General features: G+C 74.6%; 23 protein-coding genes. 12 read left to right on the plus strand and 11 right to left on the minus strand.

What is annotated here, in order from left to right; genetic code table 11:
- The first annotated feature begins 276 nt into the window (after window positions 1–276).
- Complete coding sequence (locus tag AC27L3_RS23640) at window positions 277–513, plus strand: chaplin family protein (protein WP_487236059.1); 237 nt, start codon at window positions 277–279, stop codon at window positions 511–513.
- Window positions 514–830: 317 nt separating this feature from the next.
- On the opposite strand, the gene AC27L3_RS23645 is transcribed toward AC27L3_RS23640, so the two are convergent.
- Both AC27L3_RS23645 and AC27L3_RS23650 read right to left on the minus strand, forming a co-directional pair.
- Window positions 831–1,739 carry a N5-glutamine methyltransferase family protein gene (locus AC27L3_RS23645; RefSeq protein WP_487236060.1) on the minus strand — a complete coding sequence of 303 codons (909 nt, stop codon included), beginning with the start codon at window positions 1,737–1,739 and terminating at the stop codon, window positions 831–833.
- A gap of 46 nt (window positions 1,740–1,785) precedes the next feature.
- Entirely contained in the window at window positions 1,786–2,451 is a 666-nt protein-coding gene (locus AC27L3_RS23650) for a maltokinase N-terminal cap-like domain-containing protein (protein WP_487236061.1), read from the minus strand.
- 225 nt (window positions 2,452–2,676) lie between these two features.
- Between AC27L3_RS23650 and AC27L3_RS23655 the strand changes: the two genes are divergently transcribed.
- Complete coding sequence (locus AC27L3_RS23655) at window positions 2,677–2,913, plus strand: hypothetical protein (RefSeq protein WP_487236062.1); 237 nt, start codon at window positions 2,677–2,679, stop codon at window positions 2,911–2,913.
- A 97-nt stretch (window positions 2,914–3,010) separates the two neighbouring features.
- Complete coding sequence (locus AC27L3_RS23660; RefSeq protein WP_487236063.1) at window positions 3,011–5,077, plus strand: SpoIIE family protein phosphatase; 2,067 nt, start codon at window positions 3,011–3,013, stop codon at window positions 5,075–5,077.
- 43 nt (window positions 5,078–5,120) lie between these two features.
- Here the strand turns inward: AC27L3_RS23660 and AC27L3_RS23665 are convergent, their stop codons facing one another.
- On the minus strand, window positions 5,121–6,059 hold the full coding sequence (locus AC27L3_RS23665; protein ID WP_487236064.1) for a GlxA family transcriptional regulator: 939 nt from the start codon (window positions 6,057–6,059) through the stop codon (window positions 5,121–5,123).
- 208 nt (window positions 6,060–6,267) lie between these two features.
- Here AC27L3_RS23665 and AC27L3_RS23670 point away from each other — a divergent pair, with 208 nt between their 5' ends.
- The 3 genes from AC27L3_RS23670 (at window position 6,268) to AC27L3_RS23680 (ending at window position 9,413) form a co-directional block, all read left to right on the plus strand.
- Window positions 6,268–6,933, plus strand: a complete 666-nt coding sequence (locus AC27L3_RS23670) for a DJ-1/PfpI family protein (RefSeq protein ID WP_487236065.1) — start codon at window positions 6,268–6,270, stop codon at window positions 6,931–6,933.
- A 347-nt stretch (window positions 6,934–7,280) separates the two neighbouring features.
- Window positions 7,281–8,492, plus strand: coding sequence for a cytochrome P450 (locus AC27L3_RS23675; protein WP_487236066.1), 1,212 nt, complete (start codon window positions 7,281–7,283; stop codon window positions 8,490–8,492).
- 72 nt (window positions 8,493–8,564) lie between these two features.
- The gene (locus AC27L3_RS23680; RefSeq protein WP_487236067.1) at window positions 8,565–9,413 is read left to right on the plus strand and encodes a DUF1206 domain-containing protein; all 849 of its coding nucleotides are present in this window, start codon (window positions 8,565–8,567) and stop codon (window positions 9,411–9,413) included.
- Between the two features lie 15 nt (window positions 9,414–9,428).
- On the opposite strand, the gene AC27L3_RS23685 is transcribed toward AC27L3_RS23680, so the two are convergent.
- On the minus strand, window positions 9,429–10,454 hold the full coding sequence (locus tag AC27L3_RS23685; RefSeq protein WP_487236068.1) for an Lrp/AsnC family transcriptional regulator: 1,026 nt from the start codon (window positions 10,452–10,454) through the stop codon (window positions 9,429–9,431).
- A 153-nt stretch (window positions 10,455–10,607) separates the two neighbouring features.
- Here AC27L3_RS23685 and AC27L3_RS23690 point away from each other — a divergent pair, with 153 nt between their 5' ends.
- Window positions 10,608–12,134 (plus strand): MFS transporter, encoded by a 1,527-nt coding sequence (locus AC27L3_RS23690; protein ID WP_487236069.1) that lies wholly within the window; start codon window positions 10,608–10,610, stop codon window positions 12,132–12,134.
- Window positions 12,135–12,158: 24 nt separating this feature from the next.
- On the opposite strand, the gene AC27L3_RS23695 is transcribed toward AC27L3_RS23690, so the two are convergent.
- Window positions 12,159–13,133, minus strand: coding sequence for an ArsR/SmtB family transcription factor (locus AC27L3_RS23695; RefSeq protein ID WP_487236137.1), 975 nt, complete (start codon window positions 13,131–13,133; stop codon window positions 12,159–12,161).
- 81 nt (window positions 13,134–13,214) lie between these two features.
- Between AC27L3_RS23695 and AC27L3_RS23700 the strand changes: the two genes are divergently transcribed.
- From AC27L3_RS23700 to AC27L3_RS23710, 3 genes are read left to right on the plus strand one after another with little or no spacing between them, the layout of a single operon-like run.
- A complete protein-coding gene (locus tag AC27L3_RS23700) occupies window positions 13,215–14,171 on the plus strand; it encodes an oxidoreductase (protein ID WP_487236070.1) in 957 nt (318 codons plus the stop codon).
- 10 nt (window positions 14,172–14,181) lie between these two features.
- Window positions 14,182–14,838, plus strand: coding sequence for an HAD-IA family hydrolase (locus tag AC27L3_RS23705; protein WP_487236071.1), 657 nt, complete (start codon window positions 14,182–14,184; stop codon window positions 14,836–14,838).
- Window positions 14,839–15,060: a hypothetical protein gene (locus AC27L3_RS23710; protein WP_487236072.1), complete on the plus strand. Its 222-nt coding sequence runs from the start codon at window positions 14,839–14,841 to the stop codon at window positions 15,058–15,060. It begins immediately after the preceding gene.
- A gap of 23 nt (window positions 15,061–15,083) precedes the next feature.
- On the opposite strand, the gene AC27L3_RS23715 is transcribed toward AC27L3_RS23710, so the two are convergent.
- From AC27L3_RS23715 to AC27L3_RS23725, 3 genes are all read right to left on the minus strand, one after another.
- Window positions 15,084–15,944, minus strand: a complete 861-nt coding sequence (locus AC27L3_RS23715; protein ID WP_487236073.1) for a hypothetical protein — start codon at window positions 15,942–15,944, stop codon at window positions 15,084–15,086.
- Window positions 15,945–16,008: 64 nt separating this feature from the next.
- Window positions 16,009–16,662: a hypothetical protein gene (locus tag AC27L3_RS23720; protein ID WP_487236074.1), complete on the minus strand. Its 654-nt coding sequence runs from the start codon at window positions 16,660–16,662 to the stop codon at window positions 16,009–16,011.
- 154 nt (window positions 16,663–16,816) lie between these two features.
- Window positions 16,817–18,313, minus strand: a complete 1,497-nt coding sequence (locus AC27L3_RS23725) for a carboxylesterase/lipase family protein (protein ID WP_487236075.1) — start codon at window positions 18,311–18,313, stop codon at window positions 16,817–16,819.
- Window positions 18,314–18,413: 100 nt separating this feature from the next.
- Here AC27L3_RS23725 and AC27L3_RS23730 point away from each other — a divergent pair, with 100 nt between their 5' ends.
- Window positions 18,414–19,034: a TetR/AcrR family transcriptional regulator gene (locus AC27L3_RS23730; protein WP_487236076.1), complete on the plus strand. Its 621-nt coding sequence runs from the start codon at window positions 18,414–18,416 to the stop codon at window positions 19,032–19,034.
- A 17-nt stretch (window positions 19,035–19,051) separates the two neighbouring features.
- Here AC27L3_RS23730 and AC27L3_RS23735 read toward each other — a convergent pair whose 3' ends face one another.
- Both AC27L3_RS23735 and AC27L3_RS23740 read right to left on the minus strand, forming a co-directional pair.
- Window positions 19,052–19,399 (minus strand): DUF1330 domain-containing protein, encoded by a 348-nt coding sequence (locus AC27L3_RS23735; protein ID WP_487236077.1) that lies wholly within the window; start codon window positions 19,397–19,399, stop codon window positions 19,052–19,054.
- Window positions 19,400–19,510: 111 nt separating this feature from the next.
- The gene (locus tag AC27L3_RS23740; protein ID WP_487236078.1) at window positions 19,511–20,410 is read right to left on the minus strand and encodes an aminoglycoside phosphotransferase family protein; all 900 of its coding nucleotides are present in this window, start codon (window positions 20,408–20,410) and stop codon (window positions 19,511–19,513) included.
- Between the two features lie 56 nt (window positions 20,411–20,466).
- On the opposite strand from AC27L3_RS23740, the gene AC27L3_RS23745 reads away from it, so the two are divergent.
- Window positions 20,467–21,402, plus strand: coding sequence for an aminoglycoside phosphotransferase family protein (locus tag AC27L3_RS23745; RefSeq protein WP_487236079.1), 936 nt, complete (start codon window positions 20,467–20,469; stop codon window positions 21,400–21,402).
- A 28-nt stretch (window positions 21,403–21,430) separates the two neighbouring features.
- Here the strand turns inward: AC27L3_RS23745 and AC27L3_RS23750 are convergent, their stop codons facing one another.
- Window positions 21,431–21,925 carry a peptidylprolyl isomerase gene (locus tag AC27L3_RS23750; RefSeq protein WP_487236080.1) on the minus strand — a complete coding sequence of 165 codons (495 nt, stop codon included), beginning with the start codon at window positions 21,923–21,925 and terminating at the stop codon, window positions 21,431–21,433.
- Between the last annotated feature and the right edge of the window lie 4 nt (window positions 21,926–21,929).

Consider the following 21,929-nt stretch of genomic DNA (forward strand, 5'->3'; position numbering starts at 1 on the left):
GACGGCGTCGGTGACGGTGATCAGCCTGCCGGTGCCACCCACCGCCCCGCCACCGGTTTTCCGCCCCGGCCGGGCCGGGCCCGCACATCCCTTCCCGACATCCCTTGTTCGTCAGGGACTTGATCGCCGAGCACCCACAGGGGGTCAATGCCGACGCCGCGGTCGCGGAGGAGGATGAACATACTCTCCGCTCGTAGGGCAGACGGTTTTTCGTACGCAAGACTCTTTCTTGCCAGAGCCTTTGCCTGGCGCTTCCCCCCAACCCATTGGAGAGCCATGAGCATCCGCAACGCCGCCGCCGTGACCGCCCTCGCCGCCGCGGCCGTCGGAGCCGGCGCCGCCGGCGCGAGCGCCGCCCCGCAGGCCGCCGCGGAGACGGCGAAGTCCCCGGGCGTGGCCGCCGCCAACATCGTCCAGGTCGCCCCGCGCGTCTCCCCGAACGTCGGCGGCAACACCGTTTCCGTGCTCGGCGTCGGCAACATGAGCCACGGCAACACCCTGATCAACAAGTAAGCCCCGGGTTCCAGCCGCCGAGGGGCCGTAAGGGGCCGCGCACCCCGTGACCTTCCCGGGGCGCGCGGCCCCGACGCGTGTCCGGCGGATCTTCGCCATACGGCACCGGGGCGCCCCGAAGGGGCGCGGGGAACTGCGCGATCGGCCACCGACGGCCCGCAGCCGAACGCGCCACCCCGAAGCCCGGGCGCAGCACCCTGCCTGCGGGCACGTCGTGGCTTGTCGCGCCCACGCGGCGGCAGCCGCAGGTCGGGCACTGCCCCGCGCCCCTATCGGGGCGCCGCGGTGCCCCGCGCCGAAGATCCGCCGGAAACGGCCTAGGCGCGTGCTCCCCGGACGTACAGCGGGTGGCCCACGTACGCGTCGGGGTGCTCCGAGACGTCCGTGAACCGGCCGTCGCCCCGCAGCAGCGCCGGCACCGTCTCGCCGTGCTGGTGCCCGTGCTCCAGGACCAGCGTGCCGCCCGGCCGCAGCAGCCGGGCCGCCGCCTCGACGACGTGCCGGGTCACGCGCAGGCCGTCGGGGCCGCCGAAGACCGCCTCCCGCGGCTGGTGCACGCCGAACTCGTCCGGAACCGCCACCTCCTCCGGCTGGTACGGCGGCGAGGACAGCACCAGGTCGACCGTGCCGTTCAGCTCGGCCAGCGTTTTCGGCAGCGTGACGTCACCCTGGTGCAGCTCGACGGGCCGGTCGCCGAGCGCGGCCCGCCGCGCACGGTTGCGGCGGGCGTAGGCGAGGGCGTCCGGATCGTGCTCCACGGCATGCACCCTCGCCCCGGGTACGTGGTGCGCCACCGCGAGCGCGAACGCCCCCGATCCGGCGCACAGGTCCACCACGAGCGGGGCGGGCAGCGGTGCGATCGCGTCCAGCCCGGCCGCGACGACGGCCTCGCTGACGATCAGGGGCACGAACACCCCGGGCCCCACCTCCACCTCGACGCCCGCCAGCGACGCCGACCCGGTCAGGTAGCCCAGCGGCACCCCCTCGCTCCTGCGGCGCACGAGAGCGCGGTAGCGGGCGAGGGACTCCTCGTCGGGCTCGCCGTCCAGCGCAAGTTCCGCGACCGCCACCCCGAGCACGTGCGCCGCCAGCACCTCCGCCTCGCCCCGGGGCACCATCACCGCGCCCGTGCGCTGCATGACCTCCACCGCGTCCTCGATGTGCTCCTTGAGCGTTCCCGCCACCACGGCCACCGCCTCTTTGGGGTCCTGTTCGAGCGGAAGCAATCATGCACCGGGGGCGACCGTTCAATCCGCCGAATCGGTAAGGCGGTTACTGCTGCCGGCCGGCCGGGTTCAGGTGGGCGAACACCCCTCGGACGCACGTGCCGTCGGCGGCCTCCCACGAACCCCCGACGTGCCCGGCGGCCCCCTCGGGAAGCGGGGTCTCGGGGCCCGGGCGCAGCACACGGTGCAGCCGCAGGGACGCGCCGTACGACGTGGACACCGACGTGCCGTCCTCATCGTCGGCGGCCGTGGTGGTGAAGCCCGCCGGAGCCGGGCCGTGACCGGTGAAGGAACGGGTGACGTCGTCGTCGAGGGTGTCGCTGACGCTCTGTGCCTGCGCCTGCACGCGGCCCTCGACCAGGGCCACCAGCTGGGCCGTCAGCACCGGGTCGTGGCAGCCGTCGTACACCCAGCGCTGTCCGAGCACCCCGTGGTGCAGCGTCCCCACGAGGGCGTGCTCGGCCCCCCGGAGCGGGGCGCCGCGGTAGGTGAGCGGCACGAGGTAGCCGGCCGGACCCTCCGGCGCCGAGGCGTCGGTGACCACCATGAACTCGATCCCCACCTCGCCCTCGGGATCGTCGAGCCGGAACCCGCCCGCCTTGACCGGCTCCGGCGCGCCCGTACCGCCGCGGTACCAGGGCCGGGAGGGCAGCCAGTCGGTGAGCAGTTCGAGCTTGGTCGGCTTGAGCTCCGTGCGATGGATGATGGACATGCCGGCACCGTTTCCTTCCTTGAGGCCGATCACGAACGGTGTCACCTTGCCACCGATCCCCGGCGGCACCGCCCTCGGCTGCCTGTTGCCTGCGTCACCCATGACCGGGGGAGGGTGCGGGGCCGCCCTCCCCCGAAGGGGGGAAGTCGCCCGAAAGCCCCCTCCCGCCCACCCGCCCCGCACTAGGGTTCGGGAGCCCTACGGATTCACGGGAGGGAAAGCGACGTGTCCAGCTATCGGTACCGGTGCGCGGCGTGCGGCATCACGTGGGACGAGGTGACCTCCAAGCGCCAGGCCGAGCAGGAGCGCGAGCGGCACCGCAGCGAGGTCCACGGCGGCGGCGCGCCCGACGGCGACGGCATCCAGGCGCGGGATTCCCAACCCTGGCCCGGCGGGGGAGCACTCCTCGCCGGGCTCGTCCTCGTCCTGCTCCTGCTCTACGGCAGCCGGCACGGCCAGTAGCCGCCCCGCCGCCTCACCCGTTCGCCCCGCGCACGACGACCGCCACCGGGCGGGGCCCGACGATGGAGAGAAGTGTCGGCGGCAGGAGAGGGGCTCCATGGTGAGCGGGCCGGACGGCGCGGCGTCATCGCAGGAGCGCTTCTCCTGGACCATGTTCGATCCCGTGCCGGTGCCCGTGGCGATCACCCGGGGGCCGCGGCACGAGCTCGTCTACGTCAACCCCGTCCACCGCGACACCTTCGGCGACCGGCCCCTCGGTCTGCCCCTGGCGCAGGCGTTCGCCGAGCAGCGGCAGCAGAGCTATTTCGGGCTCGTCGACGAGGTCTACCGCACCGGGGAGCCCGTCCGCCTGGCCGCGGCGCCCAGCGAGTTCCACGGGCCGCACGGTGCCCTCACCAAGCGCTACTTCACCTTCAGCCTCTCCCGCGTCCCCGTCTCCGGCGACGGGCACGGCGTACTCGTGGTGGCCGTCGACGTCACCGAACAGGTCGACGCCGCCGAGCGCAGCCGCCGGGTCTCCGAGGAACGGCTGCGTGCCCTGCGCAGGTTCGAGAACCTCGTCGCCGCCGGCACCCAGATCGTCTGGGTCTCGGCCGCCAGGGGCGGCGCGATCGAACCCAGCCCCGGCTGGGAGCGCGTGACCGGGCAGACGTGGGAGGAGTTCCGCGGCGCGGGCTGGCTGGACGCCGTGCACCCCCAGGACCGGGAACCGGTGCGCATCGCCTGGCACCGCGCCCTGGAGGAGGTACCCGACGAGTTCACCGACGTCTACCGGCTGCGCACCACCGACGGCACCTACCACCACTTCGACGCCCGCGCCGTGCCCGTCCGCGACGACGACGGCAGGGTCGTGGAGTGGGTGGGCACCTGCACCGACATCGAGCAGCAGTGGCAGGAACGGCGCCGCGTGGAGGTGCTGGCCCGGGCGGCGGCCGTCCTCGCCGAGTCCACCCAGCCCCGCAGCGCCTTCGCCGCCCTCGGCGACGTCATCGTGCCCACGCTGGCCGACAAGTGCGGCATCTACCTCTTCCCCGATCCGGCCGAGCAGCTGACCGGCGACGGCCCGTTCACCGTCGAACGCATCGCGGCCCGCACCCGCGAGGGACTGCCCGCCGACCCGCCGCGCCTGGGCGTCGAGCACGTCCCGGCGCACAGCGCCTTCGCCCGGGCCGTGCGCGAGCGCCGGCCCGTCCACACCGCGTTCGACCCGCACACCGTCACGGAGGAGATCGCCCCGCCCGACACCGTCTCCTGGCTCAGGCGCGCCGGCGCCCACGGCATGGTTCTGGTGCCCGTGCTCATCGACGGGACGCTCGCCGCCGTCGTGGACGCCTTCGTCTGCGGCGACCGCGACCCCATCGGCCCCGCCGACATGGCCCTGATGCGCGAACTGCTCGAACAGGCCCACGACCCGCTGCGCAACATCATCGAGTTCCAGCGCACCCAGCGCGTCGCCCTCGCCCTGCAGCACAGCCTGCTCACCACGCCCCCGCCCTACGACGACCTGCGGATCGTCTCCCGCTACCTGCCCAGCCCCGCCGCGGCCGAGGTGGGCGGCGACTGGTACGACTCCTTCGTCCTCGCCGACGGCGCGCTGGTGCTGGCCATCGGCGACGTGGCCGGCCACGACATCGCGGCCGCGGTGAACATGAGCAAGATGCGCAACATGCTGCGCGGCCTGGCGGCCGACCGCGAGGAGCCGCCCGGCGAGATCATCCGCCGCCTGGACCACGCCAGCCAGCTGCTCGACCCCGACGGCGGCACCACGACCTGCGCCGTGGTGCGCATCGAGAAGAGCCCGGCGGGAGGCCGGCAGGCGTACTACAGCGTCGCCGGCCACCCACCGCCGCTGCTGGTGACCGAGGACGGCCGGGTCGCCTTCCTGGAGGCGGCGACCTCGCCCCTGCTCGGGCTGCCCGTCCCGGACGACTGGCGCGTCAGCGCCATCGAGGAACTTCCCCCCGGCAGCACCCTGCTGCTGTACACCGACGGTCTGGTGGAACACCCCGACGAGGACATCGACGACAGCCTCGCCCGGCTGGCCCGCACGGCCCGGGAGCTCGCCGGCGCGCCGCTCGACGTCTTCTGCGACACCCTCGTCTCCGGCATCTCCGCCACGGGCAACGACGACATCTGCCTCATCGCCGCCCGTCTCCCGCACTGACCGCGCGCCGCAGTGACCGCGCGCCGTGCGGGCCCGCGCCGCGTCAGCCGAAGCTGCGCCGGTAGGCGTGGGGACTGACACCGGTGGTCCTCTTGAAACGGTCACGGAAGGCGGTGGGGGAGCCGAAGCCGACCTGGGCGCCGATGCGCTCGACGGAGTGCGCCGTGGCCTCCAGCAGGTGCTGGGCCCGGCGGACGCGGGCCCGCTGCAGCCACTGCAGCGGCGTGGTACCGGTGTGCTCCCGGAAGCGGCGGATCAGCGTCCGCGTGCTCATCCCCGCCTGCGCGGCGATGTCGTCGAGCGTCAGACTGCGCGCCAGGTTCTCCTGCAGCCAGCCCAGCAGCGGCTCCAGGGCGGAGCCCTGCGGGGCGGGCGGCCGGTCGTGGACGATGAACTGGGCCTGCCCGCCCTCGCGTTCCAGCGGCATGACGGACAGCCGTGCCGCGTCGGCGGCCACGGCCGAGCCGTAGTCGCGGCGCACCATGTGCAGGCACAGATCCAGCCCGGCCGCCGCGCCCGCCGAGGTGAGGAACTGCCCGTTGTCCACGTACAGCACCCCCGGGTCGACGGTGAGGGCCGGATAGGCGGCGGCCAGCAGGTCGGCGGCCTGCCAGTGCGTGGTCACCCGCAGCCCGTCGAGCAGCCCGGTGGCGGCCAGCGGGAAGGTGCCGGTGCAGATGGAGGCGATACGGGTGCCCGCCGCGGCCGCGGCCCGCAGCGCCTCGCGGACCTCCGCCGGCAGCGGCGCCGCCGGGGTGGCGGTGCCGGGCACGACGACGGTGTCCGCACCGTCGAGCCCGTCCAGTCCCCAGGGAGCGCGCAGAACGAACGTGCCGGCATCGGTCTGCGGCTGCCCGGCGCACACCCGCACCCGGTAGCCGGGACGCCCGTCCGGCAGCCGGGTACGGGCGAAGGTCTCGATCGGCGTGGCCAGATCGAACGGGATCACCTGGTCCAGCGCGAGAACGGCGACGGTGTGCATGGCGGGAACCTACGGGAACCTACCGGACCGCCACACCGCCGGCCCCCGGACCGGCAGGCCGTTTCCCCAGGCCATCACCCCTGCACCAGCCGTGGCACTTTTCCGTTGAAAGGTGTCACTCACGCCACTGGGGCGCCGCCCGGCGCCTGCCTATCGTCGGGTGCGGGCCGGAGCGAACCGGCCGTACGCGTACAAGAGGGGCATCGCCATGCATGCACAGATCGTCCTGTTCGACGGCTTCGACCCGCTCGACGTCATCGCCCCCTACGAGGTGCTGTACGCCGGAGGACTCCTCTCCGGCGGAGCGGTCGGCGTCGAACTCGTCTCCGCCGAGGGACCCCGCGACGTACCGAGCGGCACCCCGGCCGTCTCCCTGCGCGCCACCGCCGACCTGACCCCCGGCCGGGCGGACCTCGTCCTCGTACCCGGCGCCCTGGGCCGCGTCACGCCGGGCGACGGCGACGCCGCGGAACACCCGGAACACGTCTCCGTCGTCCTGGGCCGGGCCCTGGCCACCCCGCTGCCCGGGCTGCTGCGGCAGGCCATGGACCGCCCGCAGGTCACCGTCGCCACGGTCTGCGGCGGATCCCTCCTCCTGGCCATGGCCGGCCTGCTCCGTGGCCGCCACGCCACCACCCATCACGCGGCCGCCGAGGCCCTCGGCGCCGCCGGCGCCCACGCCGTGCCCGCCCGCGTCGTCGACGACGGCGACCTGGTCACCGGCGCAGGAGTCACCTCCGGACTCGACCTCGGCCTGTACCTGCTCGAACGCGAGGCCGGCCCGCGCATCGCCCACGCCGTCGAGGAACTCTTCGCCCACGAGCGCCGCGGCACCGTCTGGCGCCCCCAGGGCCCGGCACCCCTCCCCCTCTGACCCCTCCTCAAACCCCCGCCGGCTCCCCGGACGCCCCTCGGCCCGGACGACGTACGGCGCCAGGACCTGTCCGGCGGATCTTCGTCGCGGGGGCACCACGGCGCCCCGTAAGGGGCGCGGGGCGGTGCACGATCTGCGGCTGCCGCCGCGTGGGCGCGACAAGCAACGACGCGCCCGCAGGCAGGGAGCCGTGCTGCGCCCGGGCCTCGGGCTGGCGCGTCGCCTGCGGGCGCGTCGTGGCCGATCGCGCAGTTCCCCGCGCCCCTGACGGGGCCATCGTGTCGCGCCCACGCGGCACCAGCCGCACGGGACTACCTGATCCGCCGGACAGGCCCTAGCATCCGCCCATGGATGCGAGTGCCGGCTTCGACCCGTGGTCCCCCCGCTTCGCCGCCGACCCCTACCCCGGCCTCGCCCGGTTGCGCGAGGCCGGCCGCGTCCACTGGTTCGCCCCCAGCCGGCAGTGGCTCGTACCCCACCACGCCGACGTCCGCGCCCTGTTGCGCGACCGGCGTCTGGGACGCACCTACCTGCACCGCTTCACCCACGAGGAGTTCGGCCGGACGCCGCCCCCGGCGCACCACGCGCCCTTCCACACGCTCAACGACAACGGCCTGCTCGACCTGGAACCGCCCGACCACACCCGCATCCGGCGCCTGGTCTCCCAGGCCTTCACCCCGCGCACCGTGCAGGACCTCGCCCCCGTCGTCGAGCGCCTGGCCCGCGACCTGGTCGCGGACCTCGTCGCCGACGGCGGCGGCGACCTGATCGCCCGGGTCGCCGAGCCGCTGCCCGTCACCGTCATCGCGGAAATGCTCGGCATCCCCGCCTCCGACCGCCCTCTCCTGCGCCCCTGGTCCGCCGACATCTGCGGCATGTACGAGCTCAACCCCGGCGAGGAGACCGCCCGTCGCGCCGTGCGCGCCAGCGAGGAGTTCTCCGCCTATCTGCGCGAGCTGATCGCCGCCCGGCGCGCCCGCCCCGGCACCGACCTCGTCAGCGCCCTGATCGCCGCGCACGACCAGGGCGAACGCCTCACCGAGCAGGAGATGGTCTCCACCTGCGCCCTGCTGCTCAACGCCGGCCACGAGGCCACCGTGGGCAGCATCGGCAACGCCTGGTGGGCCCTGCTGCGCAACCCCGGCCAGCTCGCGGCCCTGCGCGCCGACCCCGCGCTGCTGCCCCGCGCCGTCGAGGAACTCCTGCGCTACGACACCCCGCTGCACCTCTTCGAACGCTGGGTGCTGGAGGACATCGAGATCGCCGGCACCCGCATCCCGCGCGGCCACGAAGTCGCTCTGCTCCTCGGGTCGGCCAACCACGACCCCGCCCGCTTCACCGACCCCGCCCGCCTGGATCTCACCCGCAGCGACAACCCCCACCTCGCCTTCGGCGCCGGCATCCACTACTGCCTGGGCGCCCCCCTCGCCCGCGCCGAACTCCTCGCCGTCCACGGCGAACTGCTGCGCCAGGCCCCCGCGCTGCGCCTCCTGCGCGAACCGCTGCGCAAACCGGGCTTCGTCATCCGCGGCCTGCGGGAACTGCTCGTCGCCTGCTGACACCGGGGCCGTTTCCGAGGCTCGAGAGGGGGAAGACGCCTGCCGGCCCACCAGAGGCGGAGGTCGGTGGCTATGGGACGGTGGACCGGAGGCGGACGCACCGCGCGGACCGCCCGCGATCGGACGACACGGGCCGCGGCCCGTGCCGGTCTCGCGGCGCGCGGAGTGCTGTACCTGCTGGTGGGCGTCATGGCGGCACGCATCGCGCTGACCGGCACCCAGGACCAGGCGGACCGCGGGGGCGCCGTCCAGGAACTGGCCCGGCAGCCCTTCGGCCGGGCCCTGGTCTGGGCCGTGGGCCTCGGCCTGGTCGGCATGGCCCTGTGGCGGCTGTCGCAGGTGTTCCTGCCGCCGTCCGGCAGCGCTCCCGGCACCCGTCACCGCACCCGCCGGCGGCTGGGCAAGCGTGCGGCGGCCGCCGCACGCTTCCTCTTCTACACGGTGACCGCCGTGTCCGTCCTGGCCTTCGCCGCCGGCCGGCGCGACAGCGGCGCGGGCTCGACGGACGAGCGCTCCCGCGACGTCACGGCCCGTGCACTGGGTTGGCCGGCCGGCCGGGAGCTGGTCGCCGCCGCCGGGCTCGCCCTGGTGGCGGCCGGGCTGTGGATCGCCGTACGGGCCGCACAGCGCCGCTACCGCCGGTACCTGGACACCTCGGCCATGCCCGCGGGCCTGCGCAGGAGCGTGGACGTGCTGGGCGTCGGCGGCGGCGTCGGCCGGGGCGTGATGTTCGCCGCGGCCGGCGTGTTCACCGTCCGCGCCGCGGTCGCGTTCGACCCCGGCCAGGCCAAGGGGCTCGACGACACCCTGCGTGCCTTCGTCGCCCTGTCGGCCGGCCCGTGGCTGCTGACGGCCCTCGCGGTCGGCCTGGTCCTGTTCGGGCTGTTCTCCCTGGTGCTGGCGCGCCGGCGCATCCTGTGACGGGGCCGGCAACGGTCAGTGCAGCGGCGGTTCGTAGAGCCGGTTGCCGTCGCTGAGCAGCCCCGCCCGCTTGACGTGCCGCAGCACGGGCAGCACCTCCAGCCGGTGCACGGAGTGCAGGCCGCCGATGCCCTCGGTCATGACCCGGTACAGGTCGCGCTCGTCACGGCACAGCACCGTCGCGGCGAGGTTGGCGGCACCGGTGGTCGCGGCCGCGAAGGGCACCTGGGGATGCTCGGCGAGCGCGCGCCCGGCCGCGGCGAGGTCCCCGGGGGCGACGGTGGCGTACAGCCCGGCCTCGGTCTGGTAGCCCAGGTGGCGGGGGAGCACCTCGACGTCGAACTCCAGGGCCCCGGTGCGGCGTAGCTGCTCCAGACGGCGCCGCACGGTGGACTCCGAGCGGCCGGTGGCGCGGGCCAGCTCCGGGTAGCCGGTGCGCCCGTCCCGGGCGAGGACGGCCAGCAGCGCGTGGTCCTGCGCGTCGAGGCGTACGACGCCGTCGCCGTCGCCGCCGTCGCCGCCCGGCTCACCCGCCTCGGGCGGGGGCGGGGTCAGGGCCGCGATCTGCTCCTCGTCCAGGCCGTCGGTGCCCAGCCAGCGCACGGGCTCCGCCGAGAAGCGGTGCAGCATGCTCTGGGCGGAGACGCCGGTGACCCGGTGGGTGCGCGGAAGCTTGCGCAGCAGCAGCGCCTCGTGGTCCTCACGGGTGCGCGAGGCCACCAGGCACCCCACCTCCGTCCCCCCGGAGAAGATCTTCACCCACCCCGTGTCGGGCCGGCGGGCGAGCGACTCGGCGATCCCGAGGGCGGCACCGGGCGCGCACTGGATGCGCAACCGCGACTCCAGCAGCCCGACCCGCTCGGCCACCGGCAGCCCGAGCACCCGCAGCAGCCCGGCCCCGCGCAGCCGGCGGTAGCGGCGGATCACCGTCTGGTCGGTGGTCCCGAGGACGGCCGCGATCCGGCTGAACGCGGCGCGCCCGTCGATCATCAGCGCATGCGCCAGCCGCCGGTCGAGAGGGTCGAACACGTCGTTGTCCATGGTTTCCATCATGACAGACCCGCATTGCCGTCGGATTCCGTCACAGTGCCCGGGTTGATTTCCGGAAACCGTCCCCGCGGTGCGACCTTCGAGGGCGCCGGCCCCCGGTTCTGGTGGGGCGGGTGAGTCAACAGAAATCAACGGAGGAATCCCATGCGCAAGTGGCTGCCGCTGACCGCGGTGTGCCTGGGGACGTTCATGCTGCTGGTGGACGTCACGATCGTGGTCGTGGCACTGCCCGACATGGCGGCGAGCCTGCACACGTCCTTCGCCGACCTGCAGTGGGTCATGGACGGCTACGCGCTCGCGCTCGCCGCCCTGCTGCTGGGCATCGGCGCGCTCGCCGACCGGGCCGGCCACCGGCGCGTGTACGTCGCGGGTTTGGGCTTCTTCGCCCTGGCCTCGCTGGCCTGCGGGCTGGCGTCCGGCCCGCAGGCCCTCATCGCCTTCCGCTGCGTCCAGGGCGTCGGCGGCGCCGCGATGCTCGCCACCACCACCGCCCTGATCGGCCGGATCTACCACGGCCGGGACCGGGGCGTGGCCTTCGGCGTGTGGGGCGCGGTCAGCGGCGCCGCCTCGGCGGCCGGCCCCGTCCTCGGCGGGCTGCTGACCGAGCACCTCGACTGGCGGTGGATCTTCTTCGTCAACCTGCCCCTGAGCGTGCTTGCCATCGCCATGACCCTGCGCTACGTCGCCGACCTGCCCGGTGCCCGCTCGCGCGGCGTGGACCTGCCCGGCACCGCGACCTTCACGCTCGCCGCGGGCAGCGTCACGTACGCCCTGATCAAGGGCGGCGACAACGGCTGGACCTCGGCCACCACCCTGGGGCTGTTCGCCCTCGCCGCGGTGGCCCTGGCGGCCTTCGTGGCCGTCGAACGGCGCCGGGAACAACCGCTGCTGGACCTCTCCCTCTTCCGCGGCGGCTCCTTCACCGGCCTGATGATCGTCGGCGTCCTGCTGTCCGTGGCCGCCTTCTCCTACCTCGCCTACATCTCGCTGTGGCTGCAGTCGGTCAAGGGCATGGGCCCGGTCGCCGCCGGCCTGGCCTGCGTGCCCATGAGCGCGGCCGCGTTCGTCGTCGCCTCCCTCTCCGGACGCCTCCTGCAGGGCGTCGCCCCCCGCTGGACCATCGGGGCGGGCATGCTGCTCATCGGCGCCGGTGCACTCCTGCAGGCCACCGTCGACGCCGACTCGGACTGGACCACCCTGGCGGCCGGCCTGGCCGTCACGGGCGTCGGCGTGGGCCTCGCCACCCCCGTCCTCGCCTCCACCGCCATGGCCTCCGTCGCGCCCGAACGGGCCGGCATGGCCAGCGGCGCCGTCAACACCGCCCGCCAGCTCGGCAACGCCCTCGGCATCGCCGTGCTCGGCGTCGTCTTCCACGCCGGCCTGACCGGGGCGCTGAAGGACCACGGCCCCGCCGTGCCCGACCCCTCCGGCACGGCCGACGCCCTCGCCGGAGGCCAGGCCGCGGCCGTCATCGCGCACGCGGGCCCGGCCGGCCGCGCGCTGGCGCACGAGGCGTTCGCCTCCGGCCTGCGCGAGACGTTCCTGGTCTCGGGAACGCTCGGCATCCTCGGCGGCCTCGCGGCCCTGCTCCTGGTCCGCCGCACCACGGCCCCCCTCACCACGGTCCGCCCCGCCGACCGCGAGACGCCGGTGGCGGCCCCGAGCCACTGACGGACCGCCGGCCGCCGTCTTCCCTCAGGGGCGGGCGGCGGCCAGCAGGCAGTCGGCGACGGACGTCCGCGCGTACAGCACCGAGCGCCCCACCCGGTGGGCGCCGACCAGGCCCGCCCCGCGCAACGCGGTCAGGTTCTGCGACACCCCGGCGGGGGACAGGCCCGTGCGGCCGGCCAGTTCGGTGGTGGACGCCGGGCCGTCCAGCTCCGCCAGCAGCATCGCCCGTGACCGGCCGAGCACCGCGGCCAGGGCCGCCGTGGCGGCCGCGGGCCGCGGCGCCCACAGTGACCCGTAGCCGCGGGCGGGGTAGGCCAGTTGCGGCGGATCGACCGGGGTGATGCGCGTGAACGGGCCCGGGCCCGTGAAGACGGACGGGATCAGCAACAGCCCCCGGCCCGCCCGCCGGGAGAGTGCCGCAGGCCGGCGCGGCACCCGCAAGATGCCGTCGTCCCAGCGCACCGACGCGTGCAGGTCGTTCAGGACGCGGGCCGCGCCCTGCCCGGCGGCCTGCCGGGCCCGGTGCGTGACATCGGCGTCCAACACCGCCCGGATCCGCGCCCAGTACGGCGCGAGCGCCACCTGCCAGTAGCGCCCGATCTCCTCGGCGACCTCCGCCAGGTGCTCCCGCGGCCGGGCGTACAGGGCCCGGGCGCGCGGCCCCAGCCCGCCCTGCTCCCGCCCCAGGCGGTCCAGATCGCCGCGCACGTCCTCGGCCCGGGCGGCCGCGATGCCCGCGAGCTCCTCCGCAAGCCCGGGCGCGGGCCGGCGGGGCGTCGGGTTCAAAAAGTCCGGCACATAACCCGAGGACGGGACCAGCTCCGCGAGCCACCCCCGCTCCAGCCCGGCCGCGACCAGTCGCGGCCGCACCTGCCCGACCCACGTCCCGTGCACCGCATGCACGCCCCCTGCGGCCAGCAGCCGGAAGCTCGGGCCGACCTCCCACATGGGCGAGACGGCGAACCGCATCTGCGCCAGATCGCCCGCCGAGAACACCAGCTCCGCCACGCCACCCCCGTGAACATTCACCCATGCGTGAATCAGTGGCCCGAACTCTACGGGTTCGCCGATCATCCCGGCATGACCCCACCGACGACACCGACACCGACACCGGCAGCGGCAGCAGGCACCTGGACGCTCGGCGACCTCCCCGTCCACCGCATCGGCTTCGGCGCCATGCGCCTGCCGCAGACCGGCGGCGCACTCGTCCCGCACGCCGTCCCGCGCGACCGCGACCAGGCCGTCGCCGTCCTGCGCCGCGCCCTCGAACTCGGCGTGAACCACATCGACACCGCGGCCTTCTACTTCTCCCCCCTGCGGTCCGCCAACGAACTGATCAACCGGGCCCTCGCCCCCTACCCCGACGACCTCGTCATCACCACCAAGGTCGGGCCCGGCCGCGACCTCTCGGGACGCTGGCAACCGCATGCCACCGCCCGGCAGCTGCGCGGCCAGGTCGAGGAGAACCTCCGTCAGCTCGGCCGCGACCACCTGGACGTGGTCAACCTGCGCATCGTCGGCGACGATTCCCTCGCCGAGCGGTTCGGCGCCCTGGCCGAGCTGCGCGAGGCCGGGCTCGTCCGCCACCTCGGCCTGTCCAACGTCACGCCCGCCCACCTCGCCGAAGCCCGGGCCATCGCACCCGTGGTGTGCGTCCAGAACATGTACGGCCTCGCCGTGCGGCCCGAGCAGGACGCCTTCGTCGACGCCTGCGGCCGGCAGGGCATCGCCTTCGTGCCGTTCTACGCGATCGCCGGCACCGGCCGCGAAGGCGGTGCGCAAGGCGGCGACGACCCGCGGATCGAGGCCGTCGCCCGGGCCCACGGGGCGAGCCCGGCCCAGGTCCGCATCGCCTGGACCCTGCACCGCGGTGCGCACCTGCTGGCCATCCCCGGCACCGGCGACCTCGACCACCTCGCCGACAACGTGGCGGCCGGCGCCCTGCGCCTGACCGACGACGACCTGGCCACCTTGGACCGCGTGCACCGAGGCCGGGCGGCACACCCTGCCGAGGGAGCCGGACACCGCACCGCATAGGCTCCGCCCCATGCGACTTCCGGCCGATGCCCTGCTGTTCGACTGCGACGAAACCCTGGTCTCCTCCTTGGGATCGGTCGTCCACGTGTGGCAACAGTGGCTCGAGTCGTACGGGATGACGCTCGAAGAGGCCATGACCCGCGTCGAGGTGCACGGGCGCCCGGCCGCCGCCGTCGTCGCCGACCTCCTGCCGGCCGGCCAGGTGGCCGAGGGCGTCCGCCGCCTGCAGGAGGCGGAGCGGGCGGACGCCCTGGCCGGCAACGTCACCCCCGTCGCCGGCGCCGTCGAACTCCTGGCCGCCCTGCCCGCGGACCGGTGGGCGGTGGTGACCTCCAGCGCGCACCGGGTGGCCGAGGCCCGGCTCGCCGGTGCGGGCATCCACCCGAAGGTCCTGGTCACCTCCGACGACCTCACCCACCACAAGCCCCACCCGCAGCCGTTCCTGCTGGCCGCCGAGCGCCTCGGCGTGCCACCCGAGCGCTGCATTGTGGTCGAGGATGCCCCCGCGGGCCTGACCGCCGCCCGCGCGGCCGGCATGCCGGCCATCGCCCTGAGCACCACGCACGCCGCCGCGGACCTCCGGGCGGACGCGGTCGTCGCCGATCTGACCGCCGTCCACGTCCGGGTGGCCCCGACCGGACGCCTGACCGTGGAGGTCGCGTCATGAGTGGCGGTCCGTACGACTACTTCGTCGAACTCCGCAACGAGGACACGGCCCGGCGCCCCCGCGCCCTGTGGCGAGCCGGGGCCCGGGCCGGGCGTCCTGGTCGACGACCGCATGGGCCTGGCGGCCGGCCGGCGGACGACGCACGCTGACTGGACCGACCGCGCCGGCGCCGCCCGACTCCTGGCGGACGTCCACGACCTGACGGGCGTCCTGGAGGACTGACGCCCGCCCGTCACCGCCCGCCGTCACTGACCGGGCGGCAGCGACCGGGCCGGGCCGGGGGCGGCGTCCAGGGCCACCGCTCCCGCGCCGTCGTGCGCTTCCTCCGCCCGCAGCCGGGCCGCCACCACGTCCGTGCGGGCGCGCAGCGCGTGCACGCGCTCGGCCGCGGACGTCCCGTGCGTGGGAAGCCCGGCCGGCAGGACGGGGACCCCCCGGGCCTGCGCCGTGCATACGAGACTGTGCATGACCTGCGGCTGCTGGGCGAGCAGAGCGGTACTGAACAGGTTGGCCCGCAACGTCTTCTTGAGGCCGAGCGCGCCCCGGTAGGTGATCTCGCAGGCGACGCCCACGGTGTCGAGCCGCTGCTCCGCCGCCTGCTCCAGCGCGGCGAGCATGACGGCCGCAAGGCCCTCCACCACCTGGGTGACCGCCCACTTGCGCCCCGGCAGGGGCGGCAGCAGATCCCGTATCCGGTCGATCTCGGCGTCCAGCGCCTCGGTGGTCATCGCGCTGAACGCGTCGTGCACGTGCAGGTGGACGACCTTGGACCAGGGGATGTCCTCGCCGTCGAAGCCGATGGACTCGGGCCCGAAGCGCACGGCACCGAGCCCGTCGAGGCAGCGCAGGGCCTTGGCGGTGACGGCGGGCACGCGGGGGTGCCGGCAGATGAGCGCCCCGAGGGAGAACTCCCATTCCTCGTGCGCGGGGGCGGCGGGCGCCGGCAGGGCCCGCAGGGCCGAGACCACCCAGTCCCCGGAGGCGGTGGTGGTGGCCCGCCCGGTGTCGACACCTCGCTGCACCGTCTCCGCGATGCCCTTGCCGAGCGCGGTGGCCGCCGCGCCGACCGTTCCGCCCAGGCTCCTGACCTTGCCGAGCGCTCCCATGTCCCGGTCCCCGTTTCTTGCTGTGGTGCTTGTGTGGCCGGGACACTCTAATGGGACGTCGGGATCACCGGCTGACCGGAGGCTCCGGCATCTGCGGCATGCCGGTCGGCCAACCGCCCGGCGGCGTGGGGAAGTCGTCGGGCGGGCCGGTGGGCAGAGGCGGCAGGGCGGGTTGCGACGGAGCGGCGGGCGGGGACACCGGTGCGGCGGGGGAGGAGGGGAAGCCGGGGGACGAGGGCAGGCCGGGGGAGTCGCCGGCGTCCGCCAACAGGCTCCCGACCATGGAGAAGACGGCTGTTACCGCCACACACAGCAGCGTGGCGAAGGTGAGGAAGGCCAAATGCCGGCGGAAGGCGGCCTTCGTCGCGCGGTCACCGGGCGGCCGGGCCGTGGCCAGGTCCGGGCGGCCCGGCGGGTAGCGGACGGCGACGACGTCACCCTCGAAAATGGTGGAGGGGCCGTTCTCCTCGAACCGGAGGGTGCGCCCTTCCGGGGTGGTGAACTCGTACGCGTGGCTGATCGTGCGGTTCGTGCTCCGCTGCGTGCCGCGCTGCCAGGTGGTCGTCGTCAGGAATGTCCGCAGGCACCGTCCCTCGACGGTGACCCCTCTGTACCAGGCGGCGTTCAGGCGCCGGCGCCGGACGACCAGTCCGGCAGCGGCGGCCAGGGCTCCGACGGTCATGCAGGCGGGCACGGCCGGGAGGATGTACTCGATCAATGAAGTCCTCGATGAGGTCACGGGGGGATGCACTGGCCCGTACCGGGCGAGGAATGATCTTTCCGCCTCAAACCTCCCCGAGCAACGCACGATTTCCGTGTCCTCCACCACACGCGCACGGCCCGGCGCACCGCATGAGGCCGCGCTGTACGAGCTATATGAGCGCGAAAGGTGTCGGCGGCCGGCCCTCCCAGATCCGCCAGGACGCCTGCTGCGGATAGCGCGTCGTCCGGGACCGCGCATCGAGCACGCGCGTCAGCTGCTCGCCGGGCCGGTAGGCGGCCCACCCCGGGTCCCCGGTGGTGACGAAGCCGATCCACGCCTTGTGCAGCTCCCGCGACACCGCCACCGCCTCGGCGGCGGGCGGGGCGCCCAGCAGTGCGGCCCCCGTGGGGCTGCCGGTCGTGCCGAAGGCCAGGGGAACGTCCAGGCTGTGGCACGCCCCCAGGGCGCCGCCGTGCACCGGCGAGGCCAGCTGCAGCTCGAACATGTACGAGGTGCCGCCGGCCGCGGCGTTGGCGTGGGCCAGGTGCAGCGACGGCATCCGGAACAGCGCGTCGGAGTACACCGTCTCCACCAGCTCCCCGGCCCCCGCCCGCGGATAGGCGGAGCGGTAGGCGCTGGCACCGCCCGGCACCGGGGCGAACAGGTCGAGGGCCACGGCGGCCTCCTCGTCCGTGAACGTGCCCGCTCGCCCGCTCATCACGCTGAACAACCGGAACTCGTCGCGGGTGTGACCGGCCAGCAGCTCGATGCCGCCCCCGTGGCCGGCGGCCAGGGCCTGCCAGGGCGACGCCGCCAGGACCTCTCCGTCGACGACCGGGCACACGGCGACGCCCGTGCGGGCCAGCCGCCCCCACCGCTGCTCATGGCGCGGAAGCTCCGCACCGAGGGAGGTGAGCTCGGCGGCCAGCCGCCCCGGGGACACGCAGGCGAGCGCCGCGGCGGTGGGGTCCGTGCCGAGCCGGTCGGCGAGCACGGTGGCGACCTGCTCGGCCAGCGCACGGGTGCAGTGGGTGCCCGGCACGGAGTGCGTGACGGCCCGGTGGAAGAGCCCGCGCGCGGACGGCATCGTCAGCATGGCCGCGATGGCCCCCGCCCCGGCGGACTGACCGGCCACGGTGACCCGGCCGGGATCCCCGCCGAATCCGGCGATGTTCCGCCGCACCCAGTGCAGCGCCTCGATCTGGTCGAGGAGGCCGCGGTTGGCCGGTGCGCCTTCCGGGAGCGCGAACCCCTCGGCACCCACCCGGTAGTTGACGGCGACCACGACGATGCCCGCCCCGGTCAGCGCGGCCGGGTCGTACATCGGGTCGCTCGTGGCGCCCGAGACGTACCCACCGCCGTGGATCCACACCAGCACCGGCAGCCCCGCGGCGCCCGGGTCCGGCGTGCTGACGTCGACCGTCAGCCAGTCGGTGCCCTCCTGCCCGCCCGGCGGAGCCGGCGCCGGACCCGACTGCGGTGCCGGGGGCCCGAACTCCACCGCCGGCCTGACCCCGTCCCACGGCTGTGGCGGTGCGGGCGCGGCGAAACGCAGCGCGCCCACCGGCGGCCGGGCGTAGGGGATTCCGCGGAAGAGCGCATGCCCGCCCGTCCAACGTCCCTGCACCACGCCCTGCGTGGTGCGCACCTGGGGGTGTTCCGTCATGACGCCCTCCCTGTTCCGTCCGACCCTCCCCAGCTTCTTGGGTCAGTTGTATTATGTCAATCGTATTGAAAAGACGGCCGATGTGACGGAGAATCGGACCATGCCGAAGCAGGTGGACCACCGAGAACGTCGCGAGGCGATCGCCCGCGCCCTGTGGCGCGTGGTGGAGGAGCGCGGCATCGTGCACCTGACCATGCGTGAGGTCGCCCAGGAGGCGGGCATGTCACTGGGGCAGCTGCAGCACTACTTCGCCTCGCGGCAGGCGATGCTCTCCTTCGCCATGGACTTCGCCTCCGAGCAGACGACCGTGCGCGTCGACAGCGGCCTGAAGCACCTCGGCGACCAGCCGCACCCGCGCGACGTGCTCCGCCTGATGATCACGGAGATGCTTCCCCTGCACGCGGACGCCCGGGCGACCAGCCGCATGAGCGCCGCCTACGTCCTGGAGGCCCTGCACGACGAGGCCGTGCGCGCCCGCGCCCGCGACGGGCTGCTCCAAGGCCGCAGCCTCGTCGAGCAGCTGCTCCGCCAGGCGATCGCCGACGGCCTTATCGCCGCCGACCGCGACCCGGTGACCGAGACCGACCTGCTCCTCGCCCTCACCGGCTTCACCACCCTCCTGGAACTGGACGTCGTCGCCCCGCAGGACGCGCTCGCCGCGGTCGACGCCCACCTGGACAGGCTGTTCACCGAGGACGCGGGGAGCGCGCGCGGCCGGTGACGCCCCGCGCAGACGGCTCACCCGCCGGCCAGGGCCTCCCGCATCGCCTGCGCGGTCACGGCGGGGTCGTAGCCCTCGGGCACGCCGTCGACGAGGACGATGTCCCCGGCCACGTGCCGCGAGCGCAGGGGCACGATCTCCCGGTAGGCGGGGGAGTCCCACCAGGCGCGGGCCTCGGCGATGCCGGGGAAGCCGATGACGACGACGTGCCCGGGCCAGGAGCCCTCCTTCACCTCGTGCTGCGCGGCGTGGACGAGGAAGCGGCCGCCGAACGGCTCGAAGGTGGCGGTGATGCGCTCGATGTACTCGGCGATCTCCGGGTGCGGGGCGGCTGCCCGGAGGTGGGCTATGGCATAGGCGGTCATGGCGGTGTCCTTCCGGTTTCCGGCCGAGGGGCGGGGTTTGGCCCCGGGCGTCCCCCCGATGATGGCCGCCGGCCCGCACCAGGGTCGATGACCTGACAGGTAAGTGCCGCCTCAGCCCTCCGCCAGCACCTCCCGGATCACGTGCCGGGCGTTGCGCGCCATCGCCGGGTTCGTCCGCCGGTAGTACGGCAAGGCGATCAGCGCCTGGGACAGCGCGCGCCCCCGGCCCCGGACCCAGGCCGCCTCGTCCTCACCGAGCGCCGCGCGGAAGACCTCCCGTGCGCCGGCCGGCAGCAGATTCCACGCGGGGAACAGGTCGCACGCGGGATCGCCCGCGCCCGTGCACCCGAAGTCGATGACCGCCGTCAGCCTGCCACCCGCCACCAGCACATTGCCCGGCATCAGGTCGGCGTGCAGCCACACCGGCGGACCGTCCGGGCCCGGTGCCCGAAGCGCCTGCTCCCACACGGCGGTCGCGGCATCGCAGTCGACGCCCTCCTCCGGCATGCCGCGCAGCTGCTCGATCGCCGCCCTCGTCCCCGTGTCCAGCGCGGCGAGCGGCCCACCGCGATGGGCGCGTGGCGCGCCCGGCAGCGCGATACCGCGCATCGCCGTCACGAACCGGGCCAGATCCTCGGCCAGCAGCACCGGCTCGCTCAGCGCCCCGGGCTCCGGTGGCTCCCCGGGCAGCCACCGGTACACCGACCACGGCCACGGATATCCCTCGGCCGGCTCCCCGGCCCCGAGCACCTCGGGGACGGCGGCGGGCAGGTGCGGTGCGAGGCGTGGCAGCCACTCCCGCTCCAGGACCACGTCCCCGGCGCCGCCCTCCACCAGCGGCAGCCGTACGACCATGTCCTCGCCCAGCCGGTACATGGCGTTGACGGTGCCCCCCGACGGGAACCGCTCCACATTCAGCCCCGCCCACTGCGGGAACCGGCCACCGACCAACCGCCGTACGAGATCGCCGTCGACGGGGTGCATGCCGGGGTGCATCTGCCCAGTGCTCATGGACTGCCATCCGACCCCGGACACCGCCGGAGGTCAAACGTATTTAGGGTACGGGGATGATTGCGACGCCGAAGGAATTCGCCCGCAGCACCATCGCCCGGGAGGGGGAGCCCGGGGCCGCCTGGATCGCCGCTCTGCCCGGCATCGTGGAGGCGCTGCTGGCGCGCTGGGAGTGCGCACCGGACGGCCGGGTCGTCCACGGCGGCGTGGGCGTCATCGTCCCGGTCCGCCGGCGGACCGGGGAGGCCGCCGTGATGAAGGTGTCCTTCCCCCATCCCGGCAATGTCCACGAACCCGACGCCTTCGCCGTGTGGCAAGGGCGCGGGGCCGTCCTGCTGCACGAGCGCGACGACGCACGGTACGCGATGCTGCTGGAGCGCGCGCGGAGCTCGACGCTCGCGGAGGTCGAGGACGGCGACGAGGTGGCGGCGGTCGCCGGCCGGCTCGGCCGCCGCCTCGCCGTGCCCGCGCCGCCCGGCCTGCCGCGGCTGCGCGAGCAGGCCGGCGCCTGGGTGGAGGAGCTGCACAAGGACGCCCGGGAACTGGCGCACGCACTGCCGCGCCCCGTCGTGGACGCCGCCGTGGCCACCGCCGCCGAGCTGGGCGGCGCCCAGCCCGACACCGTGATCCACGGCGACCTCCATGCCCGGAACATCCTGCGCGCCGACCGCGAGCCGTGGCTGGCCGTCGACCCCAAGGGGTACGCGGGGGACCCGGCGTACGACGGGGGGACGTTGCTGAAGTCGCGCGCCCTCGCGCTCGTGGGCGCGGACGACCTGCGCCGGGCCGTCCACCGCACGATCGACGTCTTCGCCGAGGCCGCGGAACTCGACCGCGAACGCGTCCGGCGCTGGGCCCAGCTCCATGCCGTCCAGGCCGCCTTCTGGGCCCGCCGTCACGGATTCCGGGCGGCCCGCGGCGGCCCCCACCTGGACCGGCTCACCGCATTCGCCGACGCCCTGTCGGCCCTTCTGCTGGCGAGGAGCGCCTGAAACGGCCGGCCGGTGGGACGGCGGGTGATTACGCGTCGACGGTGCCGGAGGCGGCGACCACGATCTTGGCCGCGGTGTTGCCCGAACGGGAACCGAGCGACTCGATCTTCTTGACGACCTCGGTGCCCTCGACGACCTCGCCGAAGACGACGTGCTTGCCGTCGAGCCACGGGGTCACGACGGTGGTGACGAAGAACTGCGAGCCGTTGGTGTTGCGGCCGGCGTTCGCCATCGACAGCAGGAACGGACGGTCGTGCTTGAGCTGGAAGTTCTCGTCCGCGAACTCCCCGCCCCATATGCTCTTGCCACCGGTGCCGTTGCCGTTGGTGAAGTCGCCGCCCTGGAGCATGAACTCGGGGATGACACGGTGGAAGGGCGAACCGGCGTAGCCGTAACCGTGCTGCCCGGTGGCGAGCTCACGGAAGTTCTGCGCGGTCTTGGGAACGATGTCGTCGAAAAGACGGAAAACGATGCGGCCGGCGGCCTCGCCGTTGATGGTGATGTCGAAGTAGACGTTGCTCATGCCC

The sequence above is a fragment of the Streptomyces sp. PKA51 genome, assembly GCF_057552455.1.

What these genes read in the sequence shown, in the direction of transcription:
- AC27L3_RS23670 (WP_487236065.1), top strand. Translation starts at nt 6,268, where the DNA reads ATGCATGCACAGATCGTCCTGTTCGACGGCTTCGACCCGCTCGACGTC.
- AC27L3_RS23680 (WP_487236067.1), top strand. Translation starts at nt 8,565, where the DNA reads ATGGGACGGTGGACCGGAGGCGGACGCACCGCGCGGACCGCCCGCGAT.
- AC27L3_RS23735 (WP_487236077.1), bottom strand. Translation starts at nt 19,399, where the DNA reads ATGACCGCCTATGCCATAGCCCACCTCCGGGCAGCCGCCCCGCACCCG.
- AC27L3_RS23725 (WP_487236075.1), bottom strand. Translation starts at nt 18,313, where the DNA reads ATGACGGAACACCCCCAGGTGCGCACCACGCAGGGCGTGGTGCAGGGA.
- AC27L3_RS23715 (WP_487236073.1), bottom strand. Translation starts at nt 15,944, where the DNA reads ATGGGAGCGCTCGGCAAGGTCAGGAGCCTGGGCGGAACGGTCGGCGCG.
- AC27L3_RS23730 (WP_487236076.1), top strand. Translation starts at nt 18,414, where the DNA reads ATGCCGAAGCAGGTGGACCACCGAGAACGTCGCGAGGCGATCGCCCGC.
- AC27L3_RS23690 (WP_487236069.1), top strand. Translation starts at nt 10,608, where the DNA reads ATGCGCAAGTGGCTGCCGCTGACCGCGGTGTGCCTGGGGACGTTCATG.
- AC27L3_RS23750 (WP_487236080.1), bottom strand. Translation starts at nt 21,925, where the DNA reads ATGAGCAACGTCTACTTCGACATCACCATCAACGGCGAGGCCGCCGGC.
- AC27L3_RS23705 (WP_487236071.1), top strand. Translation starts at nt 14,182, where the DNA reads ATGCGACTTCCGGCCGATGCCCTGCTGTTCGACTGCGACGAAACCCTG.
- AC27L3_RS23675 (WP_487236066.1), top strand. Translation starts at nt 7,281, where the DNA reads ATGGATGCGAGTGCCGGCTTCGACCCGTGGTCCCCCCGCTTCGCCGCC.
- AC27L3_RS23745 (WP_487236079.1), top strand. Translation starts at nt 20,467, where the DNA reads ATGATTGCGACGCCGAAGGAATTCGCCCGCAGCACCATCGCCCGGGAG.
- AC27L3_RS23700 (WP_487236070.1), top strand. Translation starts at nt 13,215, where the DNA reads ATGACCCCACCGACGACACCGACACCGACACCGGCAGCGGCAGCAGGC.
- AC27L3_RS23650 (WP_487236061.1), bottom strand. Translation starts at nt 2,451, where the DNA reads ATGTCCATCATCCATCGCACGGAGCTCAAGCCGACCAAGCTCGAACTG.
- AC27L3_RS23640 (WP_487236059.1), top strand. Translation starts at nt 277, where the DNA reads ATGAGCATCCGCAACGCCGCCGCCGTGACCGCCCTCGCCGCCGCGGCC.
- AC27L3_RS23685 (WP_487236068.1), bottom strand. Translation starts at nt 10,454, where the DNA reads ATGGACAACGACGTGTTCGACCCTCTCGACCGGCGGCTGGCGCATGCG.
- AC27L3_RS23740 (WP_487236078.1), bottom strand. Translation starts at nt 20,410, where the DNA reads ATGAGCACTGGGCAGATGCACCCCGGCATGCACCCCGTCGACGGCGAT.
- AC27L3_RS23665 (WP_487236064.1), bottom strand. Translation starts at nt 6,059, where the DNA reads ATGCACACCGTCGCCGTTCTCGCGCTGGACCAGGTGATCCCGTTCGAT.
- AC27L3_RS23660 (WP_487236063.1), top strand. Translation starts at nt 3,011, where the DNA reads ATGGTGAGCGGGCCGGACGGCGCGGCGTCATCGCAGGAGCGCTTCTCC.